The following is an 18,587-nucleotide window of genomic DNA, read 5'->3' as shown; positions in this document are numbered from 1 at the left end:
GCGAGGTTTTACGACCGCTGCGCGATCGATCGCAGCCTGCGGCAGCGGCTACAGAGGCGCGCAGGTGCGCGAGTAGGCTAAGATTCGCGGCCTAACGTCACTGCCCGGAATCATTGTTCATGTCCAGCCTTGCTCCTGCCAGCCCCGTCCGGGGCTGGTCGTTCTGGTGGAAACCCGCCCTGTTCGTCCTGGTGGCGTGCGTCGGCCTCTACTTCGTCAAGTGGTCGCCCTACTACGCCAAGGCCTTTATCGCCGCCGACAGCCACAGCATCGGCGCCTCGATCATCAACGATCAGCCCTCCTCGCCTTTGAGCGCCGCCCTGGCCTATGCCCAGGTGTATTTCCTGGCGATCTGGAAAGCTGCGGTGCTGGCGGTGATCCTCGGTTCGCTGCTGCAAGTGCTGATCCCGCGGGACTGGCTGCTGCGCCTGTTCGGCCGCGCCGGTTTCGGCTCGACCCTGCGCGGCGGGCTGTTCGCCCTGCCGGGCATGATGTGCTCCTGCTGCGCCGCGCCCGTGGCGGCGAGCATGCGTCGGCAGAATGTCTCGGTCGGTGCGGCGCTGGCCTTCTGGATCGCCAACCCGGTGCTCAACCCGGCGACCCTGGTGTTCATGGGTTTTGTCCTTGGCTGGGGCTTTACCGCGCTGCGGCTGGTGGCGGGCATCGTGCTGGTGCTGGGTGTGTCGCTGGTGGCCCAGCGCATCGCCCGTCCCGAGCAATTGCCGGAGGCGGCGGTGGAAGCCGTGGTCGAGGCCAGCGCGGCTAACGACGGCGCCTTCTTCAGCCGCTGGGCGCGCAGCCTGTGGCAGCTGTTCTGGAGCACCATTCCGATCTATGTGCTGGCGGTGCTGGTGCTGGGCGCGGCGCGGGTCTGGCTGTTCCCCCACGTCGAGGGCGCGATTGGCGACAGCCTGCTGTGGCTGGTGCCGCTGGCGATTGTCGGCACGCTGTTCGTGATTCCCACCGCCGCGGAAATCCCTATCGTGCAGACCATGATGACCCTGGGCATGGGTACCGGCCCGGCGGTGGCCTTGCTGATGACCCTGCCGAGCATCAGCCTGCCGTCGCTGCTGATGCTGCGCAAGGATTTCGACGCGCGGGTGCTGGTGACCGTAGCCGGGCTGACCATGCTGATTGGCGTGGTGTGCGGGTTGATTGGTGCGGCGTTGTTGTAACCAGAAGTTCGATGGCGTCTGCATGGACGTCATCGCGGGCAAGCCTCGCTCCTACATGGACGGCGCGGAACCCTGTAGGAGCGAGCTTGCTCGCGATGGGGCCAAAGGCCCCGCCCTTCTACCGACTCAACCCTGCTGGCGAGCCCGTTCGCGCAAATACTCCAGCACCGCCGCCTGCTCGCCGACGAACTCGATGCGCGCGCCCTTGCTTTCGCGCTGGAAGGCATACATCGGGTCGTAATATTCCTTGAGCAACCCTTCGATCCAGGCCCGGTGCAGGTCCACGCTGCCGCTGCGGGCCTGCTCGGCCAGGGCGGCCTCCAGCAGCTGGTACAGGCGCTGGTGGCGCTCGCCACCCAGGCGTTTGCGGATGTTGTTCAGGCTTTCCAGCAGGCGCTCGGAAAACCGTGCGAAGCCGTCCTCGCCATGCACCGCGACGAACTCCGCGCACAGGTCGATCACGTAGTCGCGCAGGATCCGCTCGATCCGCCCCTCCAGGCCGTCCTCCAGCCAGACCATGGGAAAACTTTGCATGCCCTGGTACAGCGGCAACGGCAAGGCGCAGCTGCCGATCATGCGGTTCTCGTCTTCCAGCACGAACCCGGCGATGCCGCGCTCGCGCTTTTTCAGGATGTCCACCGCCAGGCGGTTCTCGAAGTCGATGTTCGACGGCTGGCCGCTGGCGCGCTTGCCGAAACTGGAGCCGCGATGGTTGGCGTGGCCTTCCAGGTCCAGGCCGTTGGCCAACTGATGGAGCACCTCGGTCTTGCCGATGCCGGTCATGCCGCCGAGCAGGACAAAATCACACTCGGCCACCGCGCCCTCGAGGGTGTCGAGCAGGAAGGTACGCATGGCCTTGTAGCCGCCGCCGACCCGCGGGTAGTCGATGCCGGCCTCGTCCTTGAGCCACTGCTGGACGATCTGCGAACGCAGGCCGCCGCGAAAGCAGTACAGGTAACCATCGGGATGGGCCCGGGCGAAGTCGGCCCAGGCCTGGATGCGTTCGGCCTTGATCGCCCCGGACACCAGTTGATGGCCGAGGACGATCGCCGCCTGCTGGCCCTGCTGCTTGTAGCAGGTGCCGACCCGCTGCCGTTCGTGGTCGGTCATCAGCGGCAGGTTGACCACACCGGGAAAGGCGCCCTTGGCGAACTCGATCGGCGCCCGGGTATCCATCATCGGCCGGTCGTTGAGGAAGATTTCGCGGTAGTCGGTGATATCGATGGGCATCAGATCACCTCGACCGCGTTGCTCTGTCGTTCCACCAGCTCACCGATCGGCGCCAGCTCCAGGCCCAGTTCGGCGGCCAGCGCGAGGAAGGCCGCATTGCCCTCGGGAGTGACAGCGATCAACAGCCCGCCGCTGGTCTGCGGGTCGCACAGCACCAGCTTGTGCAGGGCCTGGATACGCCCGAGCTTGTTGGCGTAGCTGTCGAAATTGCGTTGGGTGCCGCCTGGCACGCAGCCCTGGTCCAGGTAGTACTCGACCCCAGGCAGGCGCGGCACGCGGTCGTAGTGAATGCGCGCGGTCAGGTTGCTGCCGTCGGCCATTTCCACCAGGTGCCCGAGCAGGCCGAAACCGGTGACGTCGGTCATCGCGGTCACGCCGTCGAGCTTGCCGAAACGGCTGCCGGGCTTGTTCAGGGTGCACATCCAGTCACGGGCCAGGCCGACGTCGGCGCTGCGCAGCTTGCCCTTCTTCTCGGCCGTGGTCAGCACGCCGATGCCCAGGGGTTTGGTCAGGTACAGCAGGCAACCGGCGGTGGCGGTGTCGTTGCGCTTCATGTGGCGCTTTTCCACCAGGCCGGTGACGGCCAGGCCGAAGATCGGTTCCGGCGCGTCGATCGAATGGCCACCGGCCAGGGGAATGCCGGCCGCGTCGCACACCGCGCGCCCGCCACGAATCACCTCGCGGGCGACTTCCGGCGCCAGCACATTCACCGGCCAGCCGAGGATGGCGATGGCCATCAACGGATCGCCACCCATGGCGTAGATGTCGCTGATGGCATTGGTCGCGGCGATGCGGCCGAAGTCGAACGGGTCGTCGACGATCGGCATGAAAAAGTCGGTGGTCGAGACCACGCCGCGCTCTTCGTCGATGGCGTACACCGCCGCGTCGTCGCGCGAAGCATTGCCGACCCAGAGTTTCGGGTCGAGGTTCTGCGCGCCGCTGCCGGCCAGAATCACCTCCAGGACCTGGGGAGAAATCTTGCAACCGCAACCCGCGCCGTGGCTGTACTGGGTCAGGCGAATCGGCTCGCTCATGGGGCACCTCTGAAAGTCATGGAGCGGCGATTCTAGCAGAGCCTTCAGCGCTGAGCCCTCGACGCTAATAGAGAGCCCTGCGCGCTGAGCGTGTCCTGAGCCATCGACCACCGGCGCCGCCTGCCTGCCCTCCAATCGATCCGGCCCGCAAGCTAGCGGCAAAAAAAACCGCCCTTTCGGGCGGTTGCAAGAAACCTCGGTGGTGATCAGAAACCGAGGGTGAAGCTGAGGGTCATCGCATGGTCGCGGTTGTCGTGGGATAGCTGGCCCGAGTAACCGATGCCCAGTTTGCCCGTGGGGCTGATCTGGTAGTCCAGGCCGGCCTCGACCAGGGCGCTGTCCTTGGCGATCGGCACGCCCTGGGTGGTGAACGAGCCGCCCCCCTCGATAAAGGTCAGGTCGGCATCGGGCTTGGTATCGCCGTAGGCATGGCGCCAGCCCAGGGCGGCGCGCGGTGTGATCTGCGAACCGTTACCCAGGGTGATGCGCTTGCCGGCCCGCAGGCCCACCGTGGAGAAGGTGATGTCCTGGCTCGACTTGGCGCTCAGGCGTCCGGCGCCGCCTTTTTCCCGGCCGGTATCGCTGTCGTAGTTGACATAGGCCAGGCCGACGAAGGGCTCCAGCGCCACGCCCGCCGCTTCCAGGGCATAGCCGACCTCACCGAACACCTGGGCACTGCGCGCGTCGTAGTTGGCTTTCAGGCGATCGTTGTAGCTGCCGACGCTGACGTTGCGCTTGGTGCTGATCCGGTGCCAGCTGTAAGCCGCGCCGAGGCGGACCGCCAGGGCGTCATGCTGGGAGTTGAGGTAGGCCGCCAGGTGGGTGCTGTTGATCGTGGCATCGGACTGGCGCCGCTGCGCATCGATATCGCTGTGGGTATAGCCGGCTGCCACGCCACCGCGCCACTGGTCGCCGAGCTGGCGGTCGGTGCCGAGCATGAAGCCGGACAGGTTGCGATCCAGGCCGGCGGTGTTGCTGTCGCCTTCCATGTCGCCCCAGGAACCGAGCACCCGCAGCCAGCCGACCATCTCGTCCTGGCCCTGGCAGCCTTCGCGGCTCAAACGGTTCTCCCCAGGCGCCAGGGTGCGCCGCAGCTCATCCTCCTCGGTACCGCAGCCAGGCTGGCGCATGCGGTCGTTGAGGGCATCGCGCACATGGCGCGAGTCCTCGAGCAGCGAGCTGGCGGTACTGGCGTGGATCTCGCCCGACAGGCTGTCGAACGCCGCGCGGGCCGAGGCACGATCCAGGTTGATGACCTGATCGTTGAGCACGTCAGCGCCCGAGCCTTCGGCGCCGGTGTAGCTCTCCAGGGCCCTGGCGACACCCCGCTGGTTGGGGGTGGCCGCCACTTCGGCGAAGGTGGTCTGGTTGCGGCTGACCGCCAGGCCGACCTGGTTGGGGCCATACACCAGCGCGGTGTCGAGGAAGGCCAGGGACGGCAGGCGGGTGCTGCTGAAGGTCCCGTTGACCCCGCCACCGGCGGTGATCAGCGAGTAGGTAGTGTTGCCGGTGTAAGGCGCCAGCGAGCGCACTTGCAGACCGCCGCCGAGGGTAGCGGTCCCGCCCACGGCGAGCACGGTGCCGGTAGGCGACGTCACGGTCAGGTCCAGCACACCGTCCGCGGCGTTGCTGAGGTTGCCCGCCACGCTCAGGGTCCCGGCGGCGCCACCGGACTGGGTCAGGCCGTGGTTGTCCAGCGAACCGACGCTGCCGTTGCCACTCAGGGCGGCGCCATTGGCCACCGTGACCTGCCCGGCGAACACGCTCGGGGTGCTGCGATCACCGACCTGCAACTCGCCCTGCTCCACCGCGACTGGGCCGCTGAACGGCTGGGCGCCGGAGAGCAGCAACAGGCCGCTGCCCTGCTTGACCAGGCTGCCGGTGCCACTGAGCACGCCATTGAAACGACCGTTTCTGTTCTGCACGAACAGCAGGCGCGCGTTGTTGAGGATGCGTCCTTGCAGGCTGCTGGTAGTACCGGCCAGGGTGCCGCCACTGACGGTGGTACCGCCGGTGTAGGTATTGGCGCCGGTCAGCAGCAAGGTGCCGGCGTCGAGCTTGTTGATCCCGCCACTGCCCACCAGCGGCGCATCGATCTGCGCCGTCACATCGGCGTTGACCCGCACCGCGGCCAGGGTGCCATCGGCGGCATTGGTCGGGCTCAGGCTGCCGCCCTCCCCGGCGACCAGGCTGTAGCCGGCGTCGAGGAATTGCAGGCCGGTGAAGCCCTGGTTGCCGACCACGGTGACCGTGCCGCCCTGCCCGCCGAAGACCGCGAACTGATTGTTGGAATCCAGGCTCTGGGTGCCGTTCGGGTCGGTCCAGTTGGTGCCCGGGCCCCAGGTACCGCTGCCGCCGGTGATGCTGCCGTCGGCGGTGGTCTTGCCACCGTTCCAGAACTGCACTTCACCCGGTGTGCCCTGCACCAGCAGGTTGACCTGATTGGCCAGCGCGGTCTGCAACGTCAGGCTCTCAGGCAGCACGCCCGCTGGCAGCGCGCCGTAGACCAGGCCGTTATCGGTCAGGCTGCCGCCGTAGCGGAACAACTGGTAGATACCAACGCCGAAGCCGCCGCCATTGGTGACATTGAGGGTGCCATCGAGGGTCAGGTTGCCCGCCACATCGACCACCGTGGTCGAACTGCCGACTTGCCCCAGGGTGAAGTCCAGCGTCGTCCCGGAGGCCAGGTTCAAGGCGCCCACCGACAACGGCGTGGCGGCGCCGCCGGCGCTCAGGGTGGCGCCACTGGCCAGTTGCAGCGTCCCGCCGATTTCCCCACTGCCACCAATGGCCGCGCCGGAGGCGACATTCACTGTGGCGCTGCTCAAGGTGCCGTCGACCCGCAGCGAGCCGGCTTGCACGCTGGTGGTGCCGGTGAGGCTGTTGCTGCCGGTCAGCAACAGTTCGCCCGTGCCGCTTTTGGTCAGGGTGCCGCTACCGCTGAGGTTGCCGCTGTAGGTGCCGTCGCTGTTCTGGGCGAAGGTCAGCGCCGCGTTGTTGAGGATCGCGCCTTTGAGGCTGGAGGTATCGCCGGTGGTGCTGCCGCCATTGAGGGTGGTGCCGCCGGTGTAGCTATTGGCGCCACTGAGCAGCAAGGCGCCGCTGCCATTCTTGACCAGGCTGCCGCTACCGCCGATGGCGCCGCTGAGGGTAGTGTCCTGGGTGCCGGCCAGGGTCAGCTGGGCGCCCAGGTTGATGGCGTTGGCCAGCTGCAAGGCCCCGCTGCTGTCGAGCTGGGCATTGCCGCCGACGCTCAAGGCGCCGCTGCCGATGGCCGCGTTATTGCCCAGGGTCAGCTCGCCGCCGTTGAGCTGGGTGCCGCCCTGATAGCTGTTGCTACCGTCGAGGGTCAGGTTCGCCGCGCCGTTCTTGATCAGGCTGCCGCTGCCGCTGACCACGCCAGCCAGGGTCAGGTCGTTGGAGCCGGCCACATTCAACCCGCCGTTCAGCACTACCGCGTTGCCCAGGCTGACCGCGCCGTTGCTGTCCAGGGTGGTGCCGTTGGCCGCGGTCAGCACGCCGCTGCCCAGGGCGCTGTTGCTGCCCACCACCAGGGTGCCGCCGTTGAGGGCGGTGCCGCCGGTGTAGCCATTGCTGCCATTGAGTACCAGGGTGCCGCTATCGAGCTTGGCCAGGGTGCCGGCGCCGTTGATGGCCACACCGAGGGTGGCGGTGACGTTCGGGTCGACGCGGATCGCCGTATTGCCGGTGGCGCCGTTGACCGCGTTCAGCGTGCCGGATGTGCCATCGATCAGGCTGTAGCCGTCGGTGACGAACTGCATGCCGGTGATGCTTTGCGTGCCGTTGAGTGTGACGTTGCCGGCCGCGCCCTGGAACACCGCGAAGCTGTTGCCCCAGGCCTGATTGAGGGTGCCATCGACATTGGTCCAGTTGCTGGTGCCGCTGGCCCAGGTTCCGCTGCCGCCGTCGATCGCGCCGTTGCCGGTCAGTTGGCCGCCGTCCCAGAACTGCACGATAGTATTGGGCGCGGTCACCAGCAGGTTGACCTGGCTGCCCACCGCGGTCTGCACCTGCAGGTCGCCCGGCACCACGCTGCCCGGCACGCTGCCGACCACCAGGCCGTTGTCGGTCAGGCTGCCGGTGTAGTTGATCAGGCGATACACGCCGCTGCCGAAGCCGCCGATATCGCTGACGTTGAGCGTGCCGTCGAGGGTCAGGTTGCCGCCGACGTTGAGCAGCGAAGTCCCGCCCCCCGCCACCGGCGTACCCAGGCCGACATCCAGGTTGGCGTTCGGCGCCAGCACCAGCGAACCCAGCGTCAGGCTGTTGCCGCTGCTGAGGCTCAGATGGCCGCCGTCGGCCACCGTCACCGCGCCGCTCAGGCTGCCGGTGCCGGTCAGGGTGCCGCTGTTGTTGACCGCCACATTGGCGCTGGCCAGGGAGCCGCTGACGTTCAGGGTGCCGGCATTGACGCTGGTGTCACCGGTCAGGGCGTTGCTGCCGCTCAGGGTCAGGGTGCCGCTGCCGAGTTTGCTCAGCAGGCCGCTGCCACTCAGGCTGCCGTCGAAGGTGCTGCTCAGGTTAGTGCCGCCGATGCTCAGGGTGCTGCCCGCGCCCACCTGCGCCGTGCCGCTGCCGGTCAGGCTGGCGAGGCTAGCCGAACCACCGAGGTTGAGCTGGGTGCCGCTGGCCAGGTTGACTCCGGCATTGTTGCCCAGCGCCGAACCGCCCAGGGTGCTCAGGCTGCCGGCTGCCACATTGAACTGGCCGCCAAAGGTGTTGCTGCCGCTGAGGGTCAGGTCGGCCGCACCGTTCTTGGTCAGGGTGCCGCTGCCGGCCAGGGTGCCGGCCAGGGTCAGGTCGGCGCTGCCCGCCAGCGTCAGCCCGGCATTCAGGTTGAGGTCGTTGCCCAGGATCAGTGGCGCGCTGTTGTCCAGGGTCGCGCTGCCCGCCACGGTCAAGGCCCCGCTGCCCAGGGCCGCCGCATTGCCCAGGGTCAGGCCGCCAGCGTTCAGGGTGGTGCCGCCCTGGTAGGTGTTGACGCCGTTGAGGGTCAGGTTGGCCGTGCCGTCCTTGACCAATTCCCCGCTGCCACTGACCGCTCCGCCCAGGGTCAGGGCCTGGCTGCCGCCAAGGGTCAGGTCGGCGTTCAATGCCAGGTTGTTGCCCAGGGTCAGGCCGGTATTGCTGTCCAGGGTGGAGGCGCCGGCCACCGTCAGGTTGCCCAGGCCCAGGGCCGCGGCATTGCCCAGGGTCAGGGTCCCGGCATTGAGGGTGGTGCCGCCGAGGAAACCGTTGGCGCCGTTGAGGGTCAGGTTGGCGCTGCCGTCCTTGCTCAGGCTGCCGGCGCCGTTGATCGACCCGGCGAGGGTCAGGTCGGCGCTGCCGCCGATGCCCAGGTTGCCGGCCAGGTTCACCGCGTTACTCACGCTGACTGGGCTGCTGGCATCCAGGGTGGTGCCGGCAGCGGCGTTCAGCGCGCCACTGCCCAGCGCCGTGTTGGACGCCAGGATCAGGCCGCCGGCGTTCAACGCGGTCGGGCCCAGGTAGCTGTTGTTGCCACCCAGGGTCAGGTCGGCGCTACCACTCTTGATCAGGCCGCCAGTGCCGCCGATGGCGCCGTTCAGGGCCAGGTCGTTGCTGCCGGCCACCGTCAGGTTACCGTTGAGGGTGACCGCGTTGGCCAGGCTGACCGCGGCGTTGCTGTCCAGGGTCGTGCCGGCGGCAGCGGTCAACTGGCCGCTGCCCAGTGCCGAGTCGTTGCCGACCACCAGGGTCCCGCCATTCAGCGAGGTGCCACCGCTGTAGGTGTTGGCGCCATTGAGCACCAGGGTGCCGGCGTCGAGCTTGGCCAGGGTGCCGCTGCCGTTGATATCCACGCCGATAGTCGCGGTAACGCCCGGGTCGACCCGCAGCGCGGTGTTGCCACCGGTGCCGTTGACCGCGGTCAGCGCGCCGGCGGTGCCAGCCACCAGGTTGTAGCCACTGGTGGTGAATTGCAGGCCGGTGAAGGTCTGGGCGCCATCGACGGTGACGGTACCCGCGGTGCCCTGGAAGATCCCGAAATCGCCAGCCCAGGCCTGGTTGAGCAAGCCGTTGGCCGACGTCCAGTTGCTGCCGGCGCTGTTCCAGGTGCCGCTGCCGCCGTCGACGCTGCCGTTGGCGACGGTCTGGCTGCCGTCCCAGAAGCGGATATTGACGTTAGGCGCGGCCACCAGCACGTTGACCTGGTTGCCCACCGAGGTCTGCACCTGCAGGTCGCCGAGGCTGAACCCGACCGGCACGCTGTTGATGTCCAGCCCGAGGTCGACCAGGCTGCCGGTGTAGTTGATCAAGCGGTACACGCCCACGCCGAAGCCACCGGCGTCGGTGACATTCAGCTTGCCGTCGAGGGTCAGGTTGCCGCCGACATCGAGCAGCGAGGTGGTGGACGGTGCGCCGAGGCTGGCGTCGAGGTTGGCGTTGCCACCGAGGACCAGCCCGCCCGTCGCAAGGGTGGTGCCCGAGCTCAAGGCCAGGTGACCGCCATCGGCGACGCTCAGCGTGCCCAGCAACGAGCCGCTGCCGGTCAGGGTCGCGCCGCTGGCGACGCCGACGTTGGCGCTGCCCAGGGAGCCGCTGACATTCAGGGTGCCGCCGTTGACCTGGGTATTGCCGGTGATGCCGTTGATCCCGGTGAGGTCAAGGGTGCCGCTGCCGACCTTGGTCAGGCCGCCGCTGCCGCTCAGGCTGCCGTCGAAGGTGCTGCTGGAACTGACGCCGCCGACGCTCAGGGTGGTGCCCGCGCCGATCAGCACCCCGCCGCTGCCGGTCAGGTTCGCCAGGCTGCTGTCGGCCCCCAGGTTGAGGCTGGCCCCGGCGCTGACGTTGGCTCCCGAGGTGTTGCCCAGGGCGCCGCTGCTCAGGGTGCTGACGCTACCGGCGTTGATGTTCAGGGCGCCGGTAAAGCTGTTGTTGCCCGACAGGGCGAGGTCGCCCAGGCCGTTCTTGATCAGGGCTCCACCGCCGCTGACCACCCCGCCCAGGGTCAGGTTGTTGTTGCCGGCGATGCTCAGGTCGGCGTTGAGCGCAATGTCGTTGCCCAGGGTCAAGGCCGCGCTGTTGTCCAGGGTGGCCGCGCCGCCCACGGTCAGGGCGCCGCTGCCCAATGCCGCGGCATTGCCCAGGGTCAGGGTGCCGGCATTCAGGCTGGTGCCACCGGCGAAGAGGTTGACCCCGTTGAGCGCAAGCTCACCTGCGCCGTTCTTGATCAGCGCGCCGGTGCCGCTGACCACGCCGTCCAGGGTCAGGCCGTTGCTGCCGCCGAGGGTCAGGTTGGCATTCAGCGTCACGCCATTGTTCAAGGTCACCGAGGCATTGCTGTCCAGCGTCGCCGCGCCGCCGACGGTCAAGCCGCCGAGGCCCAGCGCCGCGTCGGCGCCGACCGTCAGGGTGCCGGCATTCAACGTGGTGCCGCCAAGGAAGCCATTGCTGCCATTGAGCACCAGGTTGGCGCTGCCGTCCTTGACCAGGCTGCCGGCGCCGTTGACTGCGCCGGACAGCGTCAGGTCGGCGCTGCCACCAATATTCAAGGCACCGGCCAGGTTCACCTGGTTGCCCAGGGTGACGGCGGTATTGGCATCCAGCGTGGTGCCCGCGGCCGCGTTCAGTGCGCCAGCGCCAAGGGCGCCGTTGGCCCCGACGATCAGCGTGCCGGCATTGAGCGCGGTGTTGCCCAGATAACCGTTGGCGCCATTGAGGGTCAGGTCGGCCGTACCGTTCTTGATCAGCCCGCCGACGCCGTTGATCACCCCGCCCAGGGTCAGGTCCTGAGTGCCGCCGAGGGTCAGGTTACCGCCCAGGTTCAGGTTATTGCCGAGGCTGACCGCGGCACTGGCATCGAGGGTGGTGCCGGCGGCGGCATTCAGCGCTCCGCTGCCCAGGGCGGTATTGGAACCGACGATCAGCGAGCCGGCATTCAGCGCGGTAGTGCCCTGGTAGCTGTTGTTGCCGCTCAGGGTCAGGCTCGAGGTGCCGTTCTTGATCAGGCCGCTGGTACCGTCGATGACCCCGCCCAGCACCAGGGGGTTGCTGGCGTCCAGCGTCAGGTTGGCGTTGAGGTGCACAGCATTGTTCAGGGTCAGCGCGCCGCTGCCGCTCAAGGTACTGGCGCCGCCTACGGTCAGGGCACCGCTGCCCAGCGCCGTGCCGCTGCCCAGGATCAGCCCCCCGGCATTGAGGGTGGTACCACCCTGGAAGGTGTTGGCGCCGTTGAGCGTGAGGTCGGCCGTACCGTTCTTGATCAGCCCGCTGGTGCCGCTGACCAGACCGTCCAGGGTCAGGGCATTGCTGCCGGCCAGGGTCAGGTCGGCATTGAGCGTGACGTCGTTGCTCAGGCTGATGCCGGCCGTATTGTCCAGGGTCGCCGCGCCGCCCACGGTCAGGGCGCCGCTGCCCAGCGCGCCGGCGTTGCCCAGGGTCAGGGTGCCGCCATTGAGGGTGGTGCCGGCGAGGAAGGTGTTGGCGCCGTTGAGGATCAGGCTGGCCGTGCCGTTCTTGGTCAGGCCGCCGCTGCCGCCGACCACGCCGTTCAGGGTCAGGTCAGCGCTGCCGCCGAGGTTCAGGTTGCCGGCCAGGTTCAGACTGTTGCCCAGGGTCACCGCGGTATTGGCATCCAGGGTGGTGCCGGCGGCGGCGTTCAGGGCGCCGAGGCCCAGCGCGGTGTTCGAGCCGAGAATCAGCGAGCCGCTGTTGAGGGCGGTATCGCCCAGGTAGCCGTTGACGCCGTTCAGGGTCAGGGCCGCGGCCCCGTCCTTGATCAACCCGCCGGCGCCGTTGATCACCCCGCCCAGGGTCAGGGCCTGGGTGCCGCCCAGGGTCAGGTTGCCGATGAGGTTGATGGCGTTGCCCAGGCTCAGCGCCGTGGTGGCATCCAGGGTGGTGCCCGCGCCGGCGTTGAGGGCGCCGCTGCCCAGGGCGGTGCCGGAGCCCACCAGCAGCTTGCCGCCATTGAGCGAGGTGCCGCCCGAGTAGGTGTTGGCGCTGCTCAGGGTCAGGTCCGCGCTACCGTTCTTGATCAACCCGCCGGTGCCGGACAGCCCCCCGCCCAGGGTCAGGGCATTGCTGCCGAGGGTGGTCAGGTTGGCGTTCAGGGTCACCGCGTTGCTCAGGTTCACCGCGGCGCTGCTGTCCAGGCTGGCGCTGCCACTCACGGTCAGTCCGCCGCTGCCCAAGGCATTGTCGTTGCCCACGCTGAGGGTACCGGCGGCCAGGGTGGTGGTGCCGGAATAACCGCTGTTGATGCCGTTGAGGGCCAGGCTGCCAGTGCCGCTCTTGGTGAGCCCGCCGCTGCCGCTGATCAGCCCCGCCAGGGTCAGGCTGCCGGCGCCGGTGGCGATCATGCTGTTGTTGAGGCTGACCAGGTTGTTCAGGGTGATGGTGCCGGGCGTCGACAGCGTGGCCGCGCCATCGATGCTCAGCGTGCCGCTGCCGAAGGCCAGGTTGTTGCCCAGTTGCACGGAGCCGGCGCTGATGCTGGTGTTGCCGCTGTAGGTGTTGGCCCCGTCGAGGCTCAACTGGCCGGCGCCGCTCTTGGTCAGGCCGCCAGTGCCGGATATCACCCCGGCCAGGCTCAAGTCGTTGCCGCCCTGCACGGTCAGGCCGCTGGCGCCCAGGGTCACCAGGTTGCTCAGGGTCAGGCCGCCGGTACTGGCCTGCAGGATCCCGCCATTGCTGGTCAGCACCCCGCTGCCGAAGGTGCCGCTGTTATCGAACTGGGCGATGCCGCCGTTGAGGGTGGTGCTGCCGCTGACCAGTGCTCCCTGCAGGGTCCAGGTACCGCTGTTGAGCGTGAGGTTGTTGAAGTTGATGTAGTTGTCGCTCGACAGCGTGCCGCTGCCGCTGGTGCCGCCGCCCGGGCCGAGGGTGTTCTGCAGGATCAGGGTATTGGTACCGCCCGCGCCGCCGTCGACCTTGCCGGTGGGGGCGAATGTCAGGTCGATCCCCGGCAGGCCACCGAGGCCGAGGCTGATGTTGATCCCATCGCCGACGCTGACGCTGGAACCGGTGACCGCGGTGAAGGTGTTGGTGCTGTTCACCCCCATCGACACCCCGCCCTGGATGGTGCCGGTGTTGAGGAAGGTGTTGCCGCCGCTGGAACTCTCGAAGGCGACCCCGCCTTGCAGCGTGCCGTTGTTGGTCATGTTCACCTGGGAACCGCCATACACCGCCACCACCGGCGTGTCCGCCAGGGTCACGCTGAGCAGCGACAGGCCGGTCGAGGTGATGGTGCCGTCGTTGACGATGGTGGTGGTGCCGCCGGCACCGTTGTTGATGTTCAGCGCGGCGCCGTCCAGGCTGCTCAGGTTCAGGCCGAGCAATTGCCCGGTACCGCGCATGATCCCGGTGACGGTGTTGGTGACGTTGACCACACCCGCCGCGCCGTTGCCAATAAAGGCCCCGCCGCTCAACACCGAGACCAGCCCCAGCAGCGCCGGGTCGATAGTCCCGGCGTTGTTCAGGGTGATGGTGCTGCCGGTCAGGTTCAGCACCTTGCCGCCCAGGGTCGCGTTCATCTGCGCGCCGCTGTTGACGTTGACCGTCAGGCCATCGGTGGCGCTGGAAAAGTCGTTGAGAAACAGCGGCAGGCCCGGCACCCCGGTACAGGTCACCACGCTGCCGACGGTGGAACAGGTGGCCATGGCCGAGGGGCTGACCAGGCTGAGCAACAACCCGGTAAGACCCAGGCGAACTGCCAAAGAGAGGGGGGAAAGATGATTGACGGCGTCCCTGACCTGAACTTTGTCCACGCTCAACTCCTTGCTAAGGGGCCAAGCCGTTCATCCATGAATGCGTGTACTGCTCGCTCAGCAACGTCCTGAATCGATACGCACTGACTTCGAATACCTGACCGTGGCGAAAATTGCTCCGTGCCAGAAACGTAGACGAGCTTCGCGGGGGCAGAGACGAAACCGCGGGATTAAATAGCATTAATACTATGGTAAGAATTGACCGATAAAACTTCGGAAAAACTTATCAACTCCTTATTTATCAATTAGTTAAAAAACAGCTTTTTTGTCAGATCAGATACTTTCCCTCACAAATGCCCCGCCTTCCGCTCCACCCTCCTTACCACCCAGCGATTTCAGAAGTATCGATTTAATTTTCCGGATATTTCCTAACAAGACAGTCAGTTTCTGCACCGATTTTTCATTTTTTTCAAACACCTGATCGAAGTTGGTACAGCATATGCAAACGTTTGCGCGAACCCGTTAAACCGATAATGAGTACAGGTTCGCTTCAACCCGGCCAGCCATGGCTTTCCTACCGCATGAACAGGGATTTTCAATGCATCGACCTCTTACACCTTCGGCCTCCTGTCGCACCCTGGCTGTTTCCCTGCTACTGACTGCCGTTACGGGAGTACTCAGTAGTGCTGCCCAGGCCCAGGAAAAAACCGTCGACGTCCAACAAAGCGTTGATGACTCGGCCCAGGGCGAAACCCTCAGCCCGGACGCCAATCCGCCCAAAAAAGGTGCATACCTGTCGGACTGGTACAACCAGGACCTGACCCTGATCGGCAGCAAGGACATCAGTTTCGGCCCGCAGCCGGCCGACGATATCTACCTGGAATACGAGTACTTCGGCCGCAAGGGGCCGTTCGAACTGTACGGCTACATCGACATCCCGAAGATCTTCAACATCGGCAACAGCCATGACAAAGGCGTGTGGGACCACGGCTCGCCGGTGTTCATGGAACACGAGCCGCGGATCTCCATCGACTACCTGGCCGGACGCAGCCTGGCCATCGGCCCGTTCAAGGAGTGGTACGTAGCCTTCGACTGGATCTACGACCACGGCAGCAACAGCGCCAACCGCGCCAATACCCTGTACAGCGGCCTGGGCACCGACATCGACACCCATTCGCGGGTCAACCTGTCGGCCAACTTCTACGGGCGCTACCAGTGGGAAAACTACGGCGCCAGCAATGAATACTCGTGGGACGGCTACCGGGCCCAGCTCAAGTACATCGTGCCTATCGACAAGTTCAGCAATGGCGCCTCGCTGACCTATATAGGCTTCACCAACTTCGATTTCGGCTCGGACCTGCACAAGGACAACCCGGCCCGCACGGCCAACGCCACGGTGTCCACCAACGTGCTGCTGTATTCCTTCACCCACCTGCGGTTCACCCTGGTCGGCCGTTACTTCCACAACGGCGGCAACTGGCAGGACGGCAGCGAGCTGAATTTCGGCGATGGCGATTTCCGCGCCCGGTCCAATGGCTGGGGTTACTACGCCGGCATCGGTTACCAGTTTTAAGAACAGCGGCGAGCCTTGAGCGGCAAGCTGCAAGTCAAGAGCCATGGAGGTTTTATGAATGTGATGACCCGTCTTTCCCTGTCGGTTGGTCTGGCTGCCGGCACTCTGCTGTCCTGCGGCGCCTGGGCGAGCGAAACAGCTGCGGCACCGATCAAACCCAAGGTGATGCTGATCACCATGTTCGCCCCCGAGGCCCAGCACTGGATCGAGCGCCTGGAACTGAAACAGGAAGTGCGCGTCCCGGGGCTATCGGCGGAGTACCCGGCGATACGTTGCAATACCAAGGACGTCTGCCTGCTGGTCACCGGCATGGGCCAGACCAACGCCGCGGCCTCGACCCTGGCTCTGGCGCTGTCGCCGAAATTCGACCTGCGCAAAAGCTATTTCCTGGTCGCCGGGATCGCCGGCATCAGCCCCAAATACGGCACCATCGGCACCACCGCCTGGGCCCATTACCTGGTGGAATTCGGCACCCAGTGGGAACTGGATTCGCGGGACGCGCCCAAGGACTGGCCAACCGGCTACCTGGGTATCAACACCAAGGGCCCGAACGAGAAACCGCCGCTGGACTACAAGACCGAGGTCTTCGAACTCAACCCGAAACTGCAGGCCAAGGCCTTCGCCCTGTCGCGTCGGGTGAGCCTGAGCGAAAGCAAGGAATCGGCGGCCTGGCGCCTCAAGTACCCGGCGGCGCCGGCCAACCAGCCGCCGGTGGTGACCCAGTGCGACACCCTGGCGGGCAACACCTGGTTCTCCGGCACCCGCCTGAGCGAGCGGGCCGAGGTCTGGACCCGCCTGCTGACCGACAACAAGGGCGAGTACTGCACCACCCAGCAGGAAGACAACTCGACCTACGAAGCCCTGCTGCGCGCCAGCCGCGAAGGCCGGGTGGACGTGCAGCGACTGGCGGTGGTCCGCGCCGGCTCCGACTTCGACCGCCCCGAGCCGGGCGGCAGCGAAGTCGACAACCTGCTCAAGTACGCCGACCAGGGCGGTTTTGTCCCGGCCCTGGAAAACCTCTATCGCACCGGTAATCCGCTGGTGCAGGACATCCTGAAGAACTGGTCGGCGTGGGAGAAAGGTGTGCCGGAGGCGTAAGCGCATAACGCCTGCGACTTTGGTTATGAGGTTGTCTGGGCTGACGCCGTCGCAAGCACGGTCCAGACACGACACAGCCCCCAACCTGTAGCCGCTGCCGCAGGCTGCGATAGGTCCGCAGGAGCTCAATATAAGCTCCGAATGGGCGTGGCGAACGCAAGATCGCCGCGCCCCTTCGGGGCGATCGCAGCCTTCGGCAGCGGCTACACAAAGCCGGGCCAGCCTGCCGATTCAGGCGGGTTGGCCACCCTTACGGCAACAGGATCACCTTCTCGCCGCTGCCCCGATTGACCTCGTGGTAGCGCTCGACGCCCTGCTCCAGCGGCGATTCGAACAGCCCCTGCGGCAATGGCAACAGCCCTTCATCGAAGAACCGGCCGAACTGCTCGAGCATGGCCGCGCAGGCCTGCACGCCGTACAGCAGCGAGTTGATCCCGACCACCGAGCCGCCCTTGCGGTACAGGCCCAGGGCCGGCAACTGCACATGGCCGTCCACCGGCGCGGCGATGATGGCGATGCGGCCGAACGGCGCCAGGGCCGCGACCGAGGCTGGCAGCCAGAAGCCGGTGGTGTCGAAGATCACCTCGGCGCCGCCGGCGAACACGCCGTTGACCTGGGCCCCGAGGTTTTCCGGCTGGTCCAGCTGCACGGTCTCGAACCCTTGCGCCTGCAACGCCTTGACCTGCTCCGGGCGCCGTGCGGCGGCCAGCAGCCGGGCTCCGCGAATCTTCGCCAGGGCCAGGGCGGCGCTGCCCACCGCCCCGCCGCCAATCACCAGCAAGGTGGTGCCGGCGCCCACTCCGCTGCGCTCCAGGGCATCCCAGGCGGTGGTGTAAGGCACGCCCAGGCTGGCGGCCTGGGCAAAGCTCAGGTGCGCCGGCTTGTGCGCCACGCCCTTGGCCGACAGCGCCACGTACTGGGCATGGGAGCCGTCCGCGTAGAACCCCAGCTCTTTGCCGGTGCCCCAGACCTCCTGCCCCACCAGCTCCCGGGGCCCGTCCACCACCACCCCGGCGAAATCCCGCCCGGGAATGCGCGGCACGGTGGTGTAGGGAAAACGCCCGAGCACGTTCTTCACATCGCTGGGGTTGAGGCCGGCGGCCTTGATCTGCACCAGTACCTGATCGGCGGCCGGCACCGGGGTCGGCACCTCGACGTAGTGCAGCGACGACAGATCGCCGGTCTTGGAAAATTGCAGGGCGTGCATAAGCGCCTCCATGAACAGGAATAAATAAAAGGATCGAAAGCCTCAGGACAACCAGTTGCTCACCAGCTGCCGGCCCATGGGCCACAGCTGTTCGCCGGCGAGCATGCCGAGCAGCCCGACCAGGGCGATGGCCGGCGGCGCCGGCGAGCGAAAGTTCAGGGCGCCATAAAGCAGGCCGACGCCGAGGCCAATAGCGAGAGAGATGAGGTAATGCATGACGAACTCCGGGCAGTGCGCCGCGCCTGGGCGGCGGCGATTGGGCATGCCGGGAGTGTAGGGAGCGAAAACCTGCGCAACCGGCCAAGCACTTCAGGATTTCGGCCAATCTGTGGGTATGAACGTGTAAGAGCGAGGCTTGGCTGCGATGGCCCCGACGCGGAATGTCTGGCGGACCGCGTTACCGTTCATCGCGAGCAAGCTTCGCTCCTACGGGATTGCAGCGCCCACACAATGGATGCCTGTGCGCAAAGCCCCGTAGCCGCTGCCAAGCCGCGCGAGGCTGCGGAGGCTTGCCCGCAATAGCCCCGGCGCGGAATGTCTGGCGGACCGCGTTACCGTTCATCGCGAGCAAGCTTCGCTCCT

General features: G+C 66.7%; 8 protein-coding genes. 3 read left to right on the top strand and 5 right to left on the bottom strand.

Features of this window, described 5'->3' with window-relative positions; translation table 11 throughout:
• Positions 1-119: 119 nt before the first annotated feature.
• Entirely contained in the window at positions 120-1,175 is a 1,056-nt protein-coding gene (locus PVZ78_RS06645) for a permease (protein WP_009048217.1), read from the top strand.
• 126 nt (positions 1,176-1,301) lie between these two features.
• Here the strand turns inward: PVZ78_RS06645 and mnmH are convergent, their stop codons facing one another.
• The 3 genes from mnmH to PVZ78_RS06630 all read right to left on the bottom strand — a co-directional run bounded on the left by mnmH (position 1,302) and on the right by PVZ78_RS06630 (position 14,187).
• A complete protein-coding gene (gene mnmH / locus PVZ78_RS06640; RefSeq protein ID WP_009048216.1) occupies positions 1,302-2,405 on the bottom strand; it encodes a tRNA 2-selenouridine(34) synthase MnmH in 1,104 nt (367 codons plus the stop codon).
• The gene (selD, locus tag PVZ78_RS06635; protein ID WP_038631406.1) at positions 2,405-3,439 is read right to left on the bottom strand and encodes a selenide, water dikinase SelD; all 1,035 of its coding nucleotides are present in this window, start codon (positions 3,437-3,439) and stop codon (positions 2,405-2,407) included. Before selD ends, mnmH begins: the two co-directional genes overlap by 1 nt.
• A 206-nt stretch (positions 3,440-3,645) precedes the next feature.
• Complete coding sequence (locus PVZ78_RS06630; RefSeq protein ID WP_273828412.1) at positions 3,646-14,187, bottom strand: autotransporter-associated beta strand repeat-containing protein; 10,542 nt, start codon at positions 14,185-14,187, stop codon at positions 3,646-3,648.
• A gap of 538 nt (positions 14,188-14,725) precedes the next feature.
• On the opposite strand from PVZ78_RS06630, the gene PVZ78_RS06625 reads away from it, so the two are divergent.
• Both PVZ78_RS06625 and PVZ78_RS06620 read left to right on the top strand, forming a co-directional pair.
• Positions 14,726-15,700 carry a nucleoside-specific channel-forming protein Tsx gene (locus tag PVZ78_RS06625; RefSeq protein ID WP_009048213.1) on the top strand — a complete coding sequence of 325 codons (975 nt, stop codon included), beginning with the start codon at positions 14,726-14,728 and terminating at the stop codon, positions 15,698-15,700.
• A gap of 54 nt (positions 15,701-15,754) precedes the next feature.
• The gene (locus PVZ78_RS06620) at positions 15,755-16,798 is read left to right on the top strand and encodes a purine-nucleoside phosphorylase (protein WP_009048212.1); all 1,044 of its coding nucleotides are present in this window, start codon (positions 15,755-15,757) and stop codon (positions 16,796-16,798) included.
• 250 nt (positions 16,799-17,048) lie between these two features.
• Here PVZ78_RS06620 and PVZ78_RS06615 read toward each other — a convergent pair whose 3' ends face one another.
• Entirely contained in the window at positions 17,049-18,005 is a 957-nt protein-coding gene (locus PVZ78_RS06615) for a quinone oxidoreductase family protein (RefSeq protein ID WP_273828411.1), read from the bottom strand.
• 42 nt (positions 18,006-18,047) lie between these two features.
• Complete coding sequence (locus tag PVZ78_RS06610; RefSeq protein WP_007930748.1) at positions 18,048-18,221, bottom strand: DUF1427 family protein; 174 nt, start codon at positions 18,219-18,221, stop codon at positions 18,048-18,050.
• Positions 18,222-18,587 lie beyond the last annotated feature (366 nt).

It is taken from the genome of Pseudomonas sp. SBT1-2 (genome assembly GCF_028640875.1).
Lineage (GTDB): Bacteria > Pseudomonadota > Gammaproteobacteria > Pseudomonadales > Pseudomonadaceae > Aquipseudomonas > Aquipseudomonas chlororaphis_I.
Note: the sequence above shows the minus strand (reverse complement) of the source record. Positions and strands in the feature narration are given on the sequence as shown.

Bases quoted from the DNA above. Each gene is read 5' to 3' on its own strand.
- PVZ78_RS06645 (WP_009048217.1), top strand. From the start codon at position 120: ATGTCCAGCCTTGCTCCTGCCAGCCCCGTCCGGGGCTGGTCGTTCTGG.
- PVZ78_RS06620 (WP_009048212.1), top strand. From the start codon at position 15,755: ATGAATGTGATGACCCGTCTTTCCCTGTCGGTTGGTCTGGCTGCCGGC.
- PVZ78_RS06615 (WP_273828411.1), bottom strand. From the start codon at position 18,005: ATGCACGCCCTGCAATTTTCCAAGACCGGCGATCTGTCGTCGCTGCAC.
- selD (WP_038631406.1), bottom strand. From the start codon at position 3,439: ATGAGCGAGCCGATTCGCCTGACCCAGTACAGCCACGGCGCGGGTTGC.
- PVZ78_RS06625 (WP_009048213.1), top strand. From the start codon at position 14,726: ATGCATCGACCTCTTACACCTTCGGCCTCCTGTCGCACCCTGGCTGTT.
- PVZ78_RS06610 (WP_007930748.1), bottom strand. From the start codon at position 18,221: ATGCATTACCTCATCTCTCTCGCTATTGGCCTCGGCGTCGGCCTGCTT.
- mnmH (WP_009048216.1), bottom strand. From the start codon at position 2,405: ATGCCCATCGATATCACCGACTACCGCGAAATCTTCCTCAACGACCGG.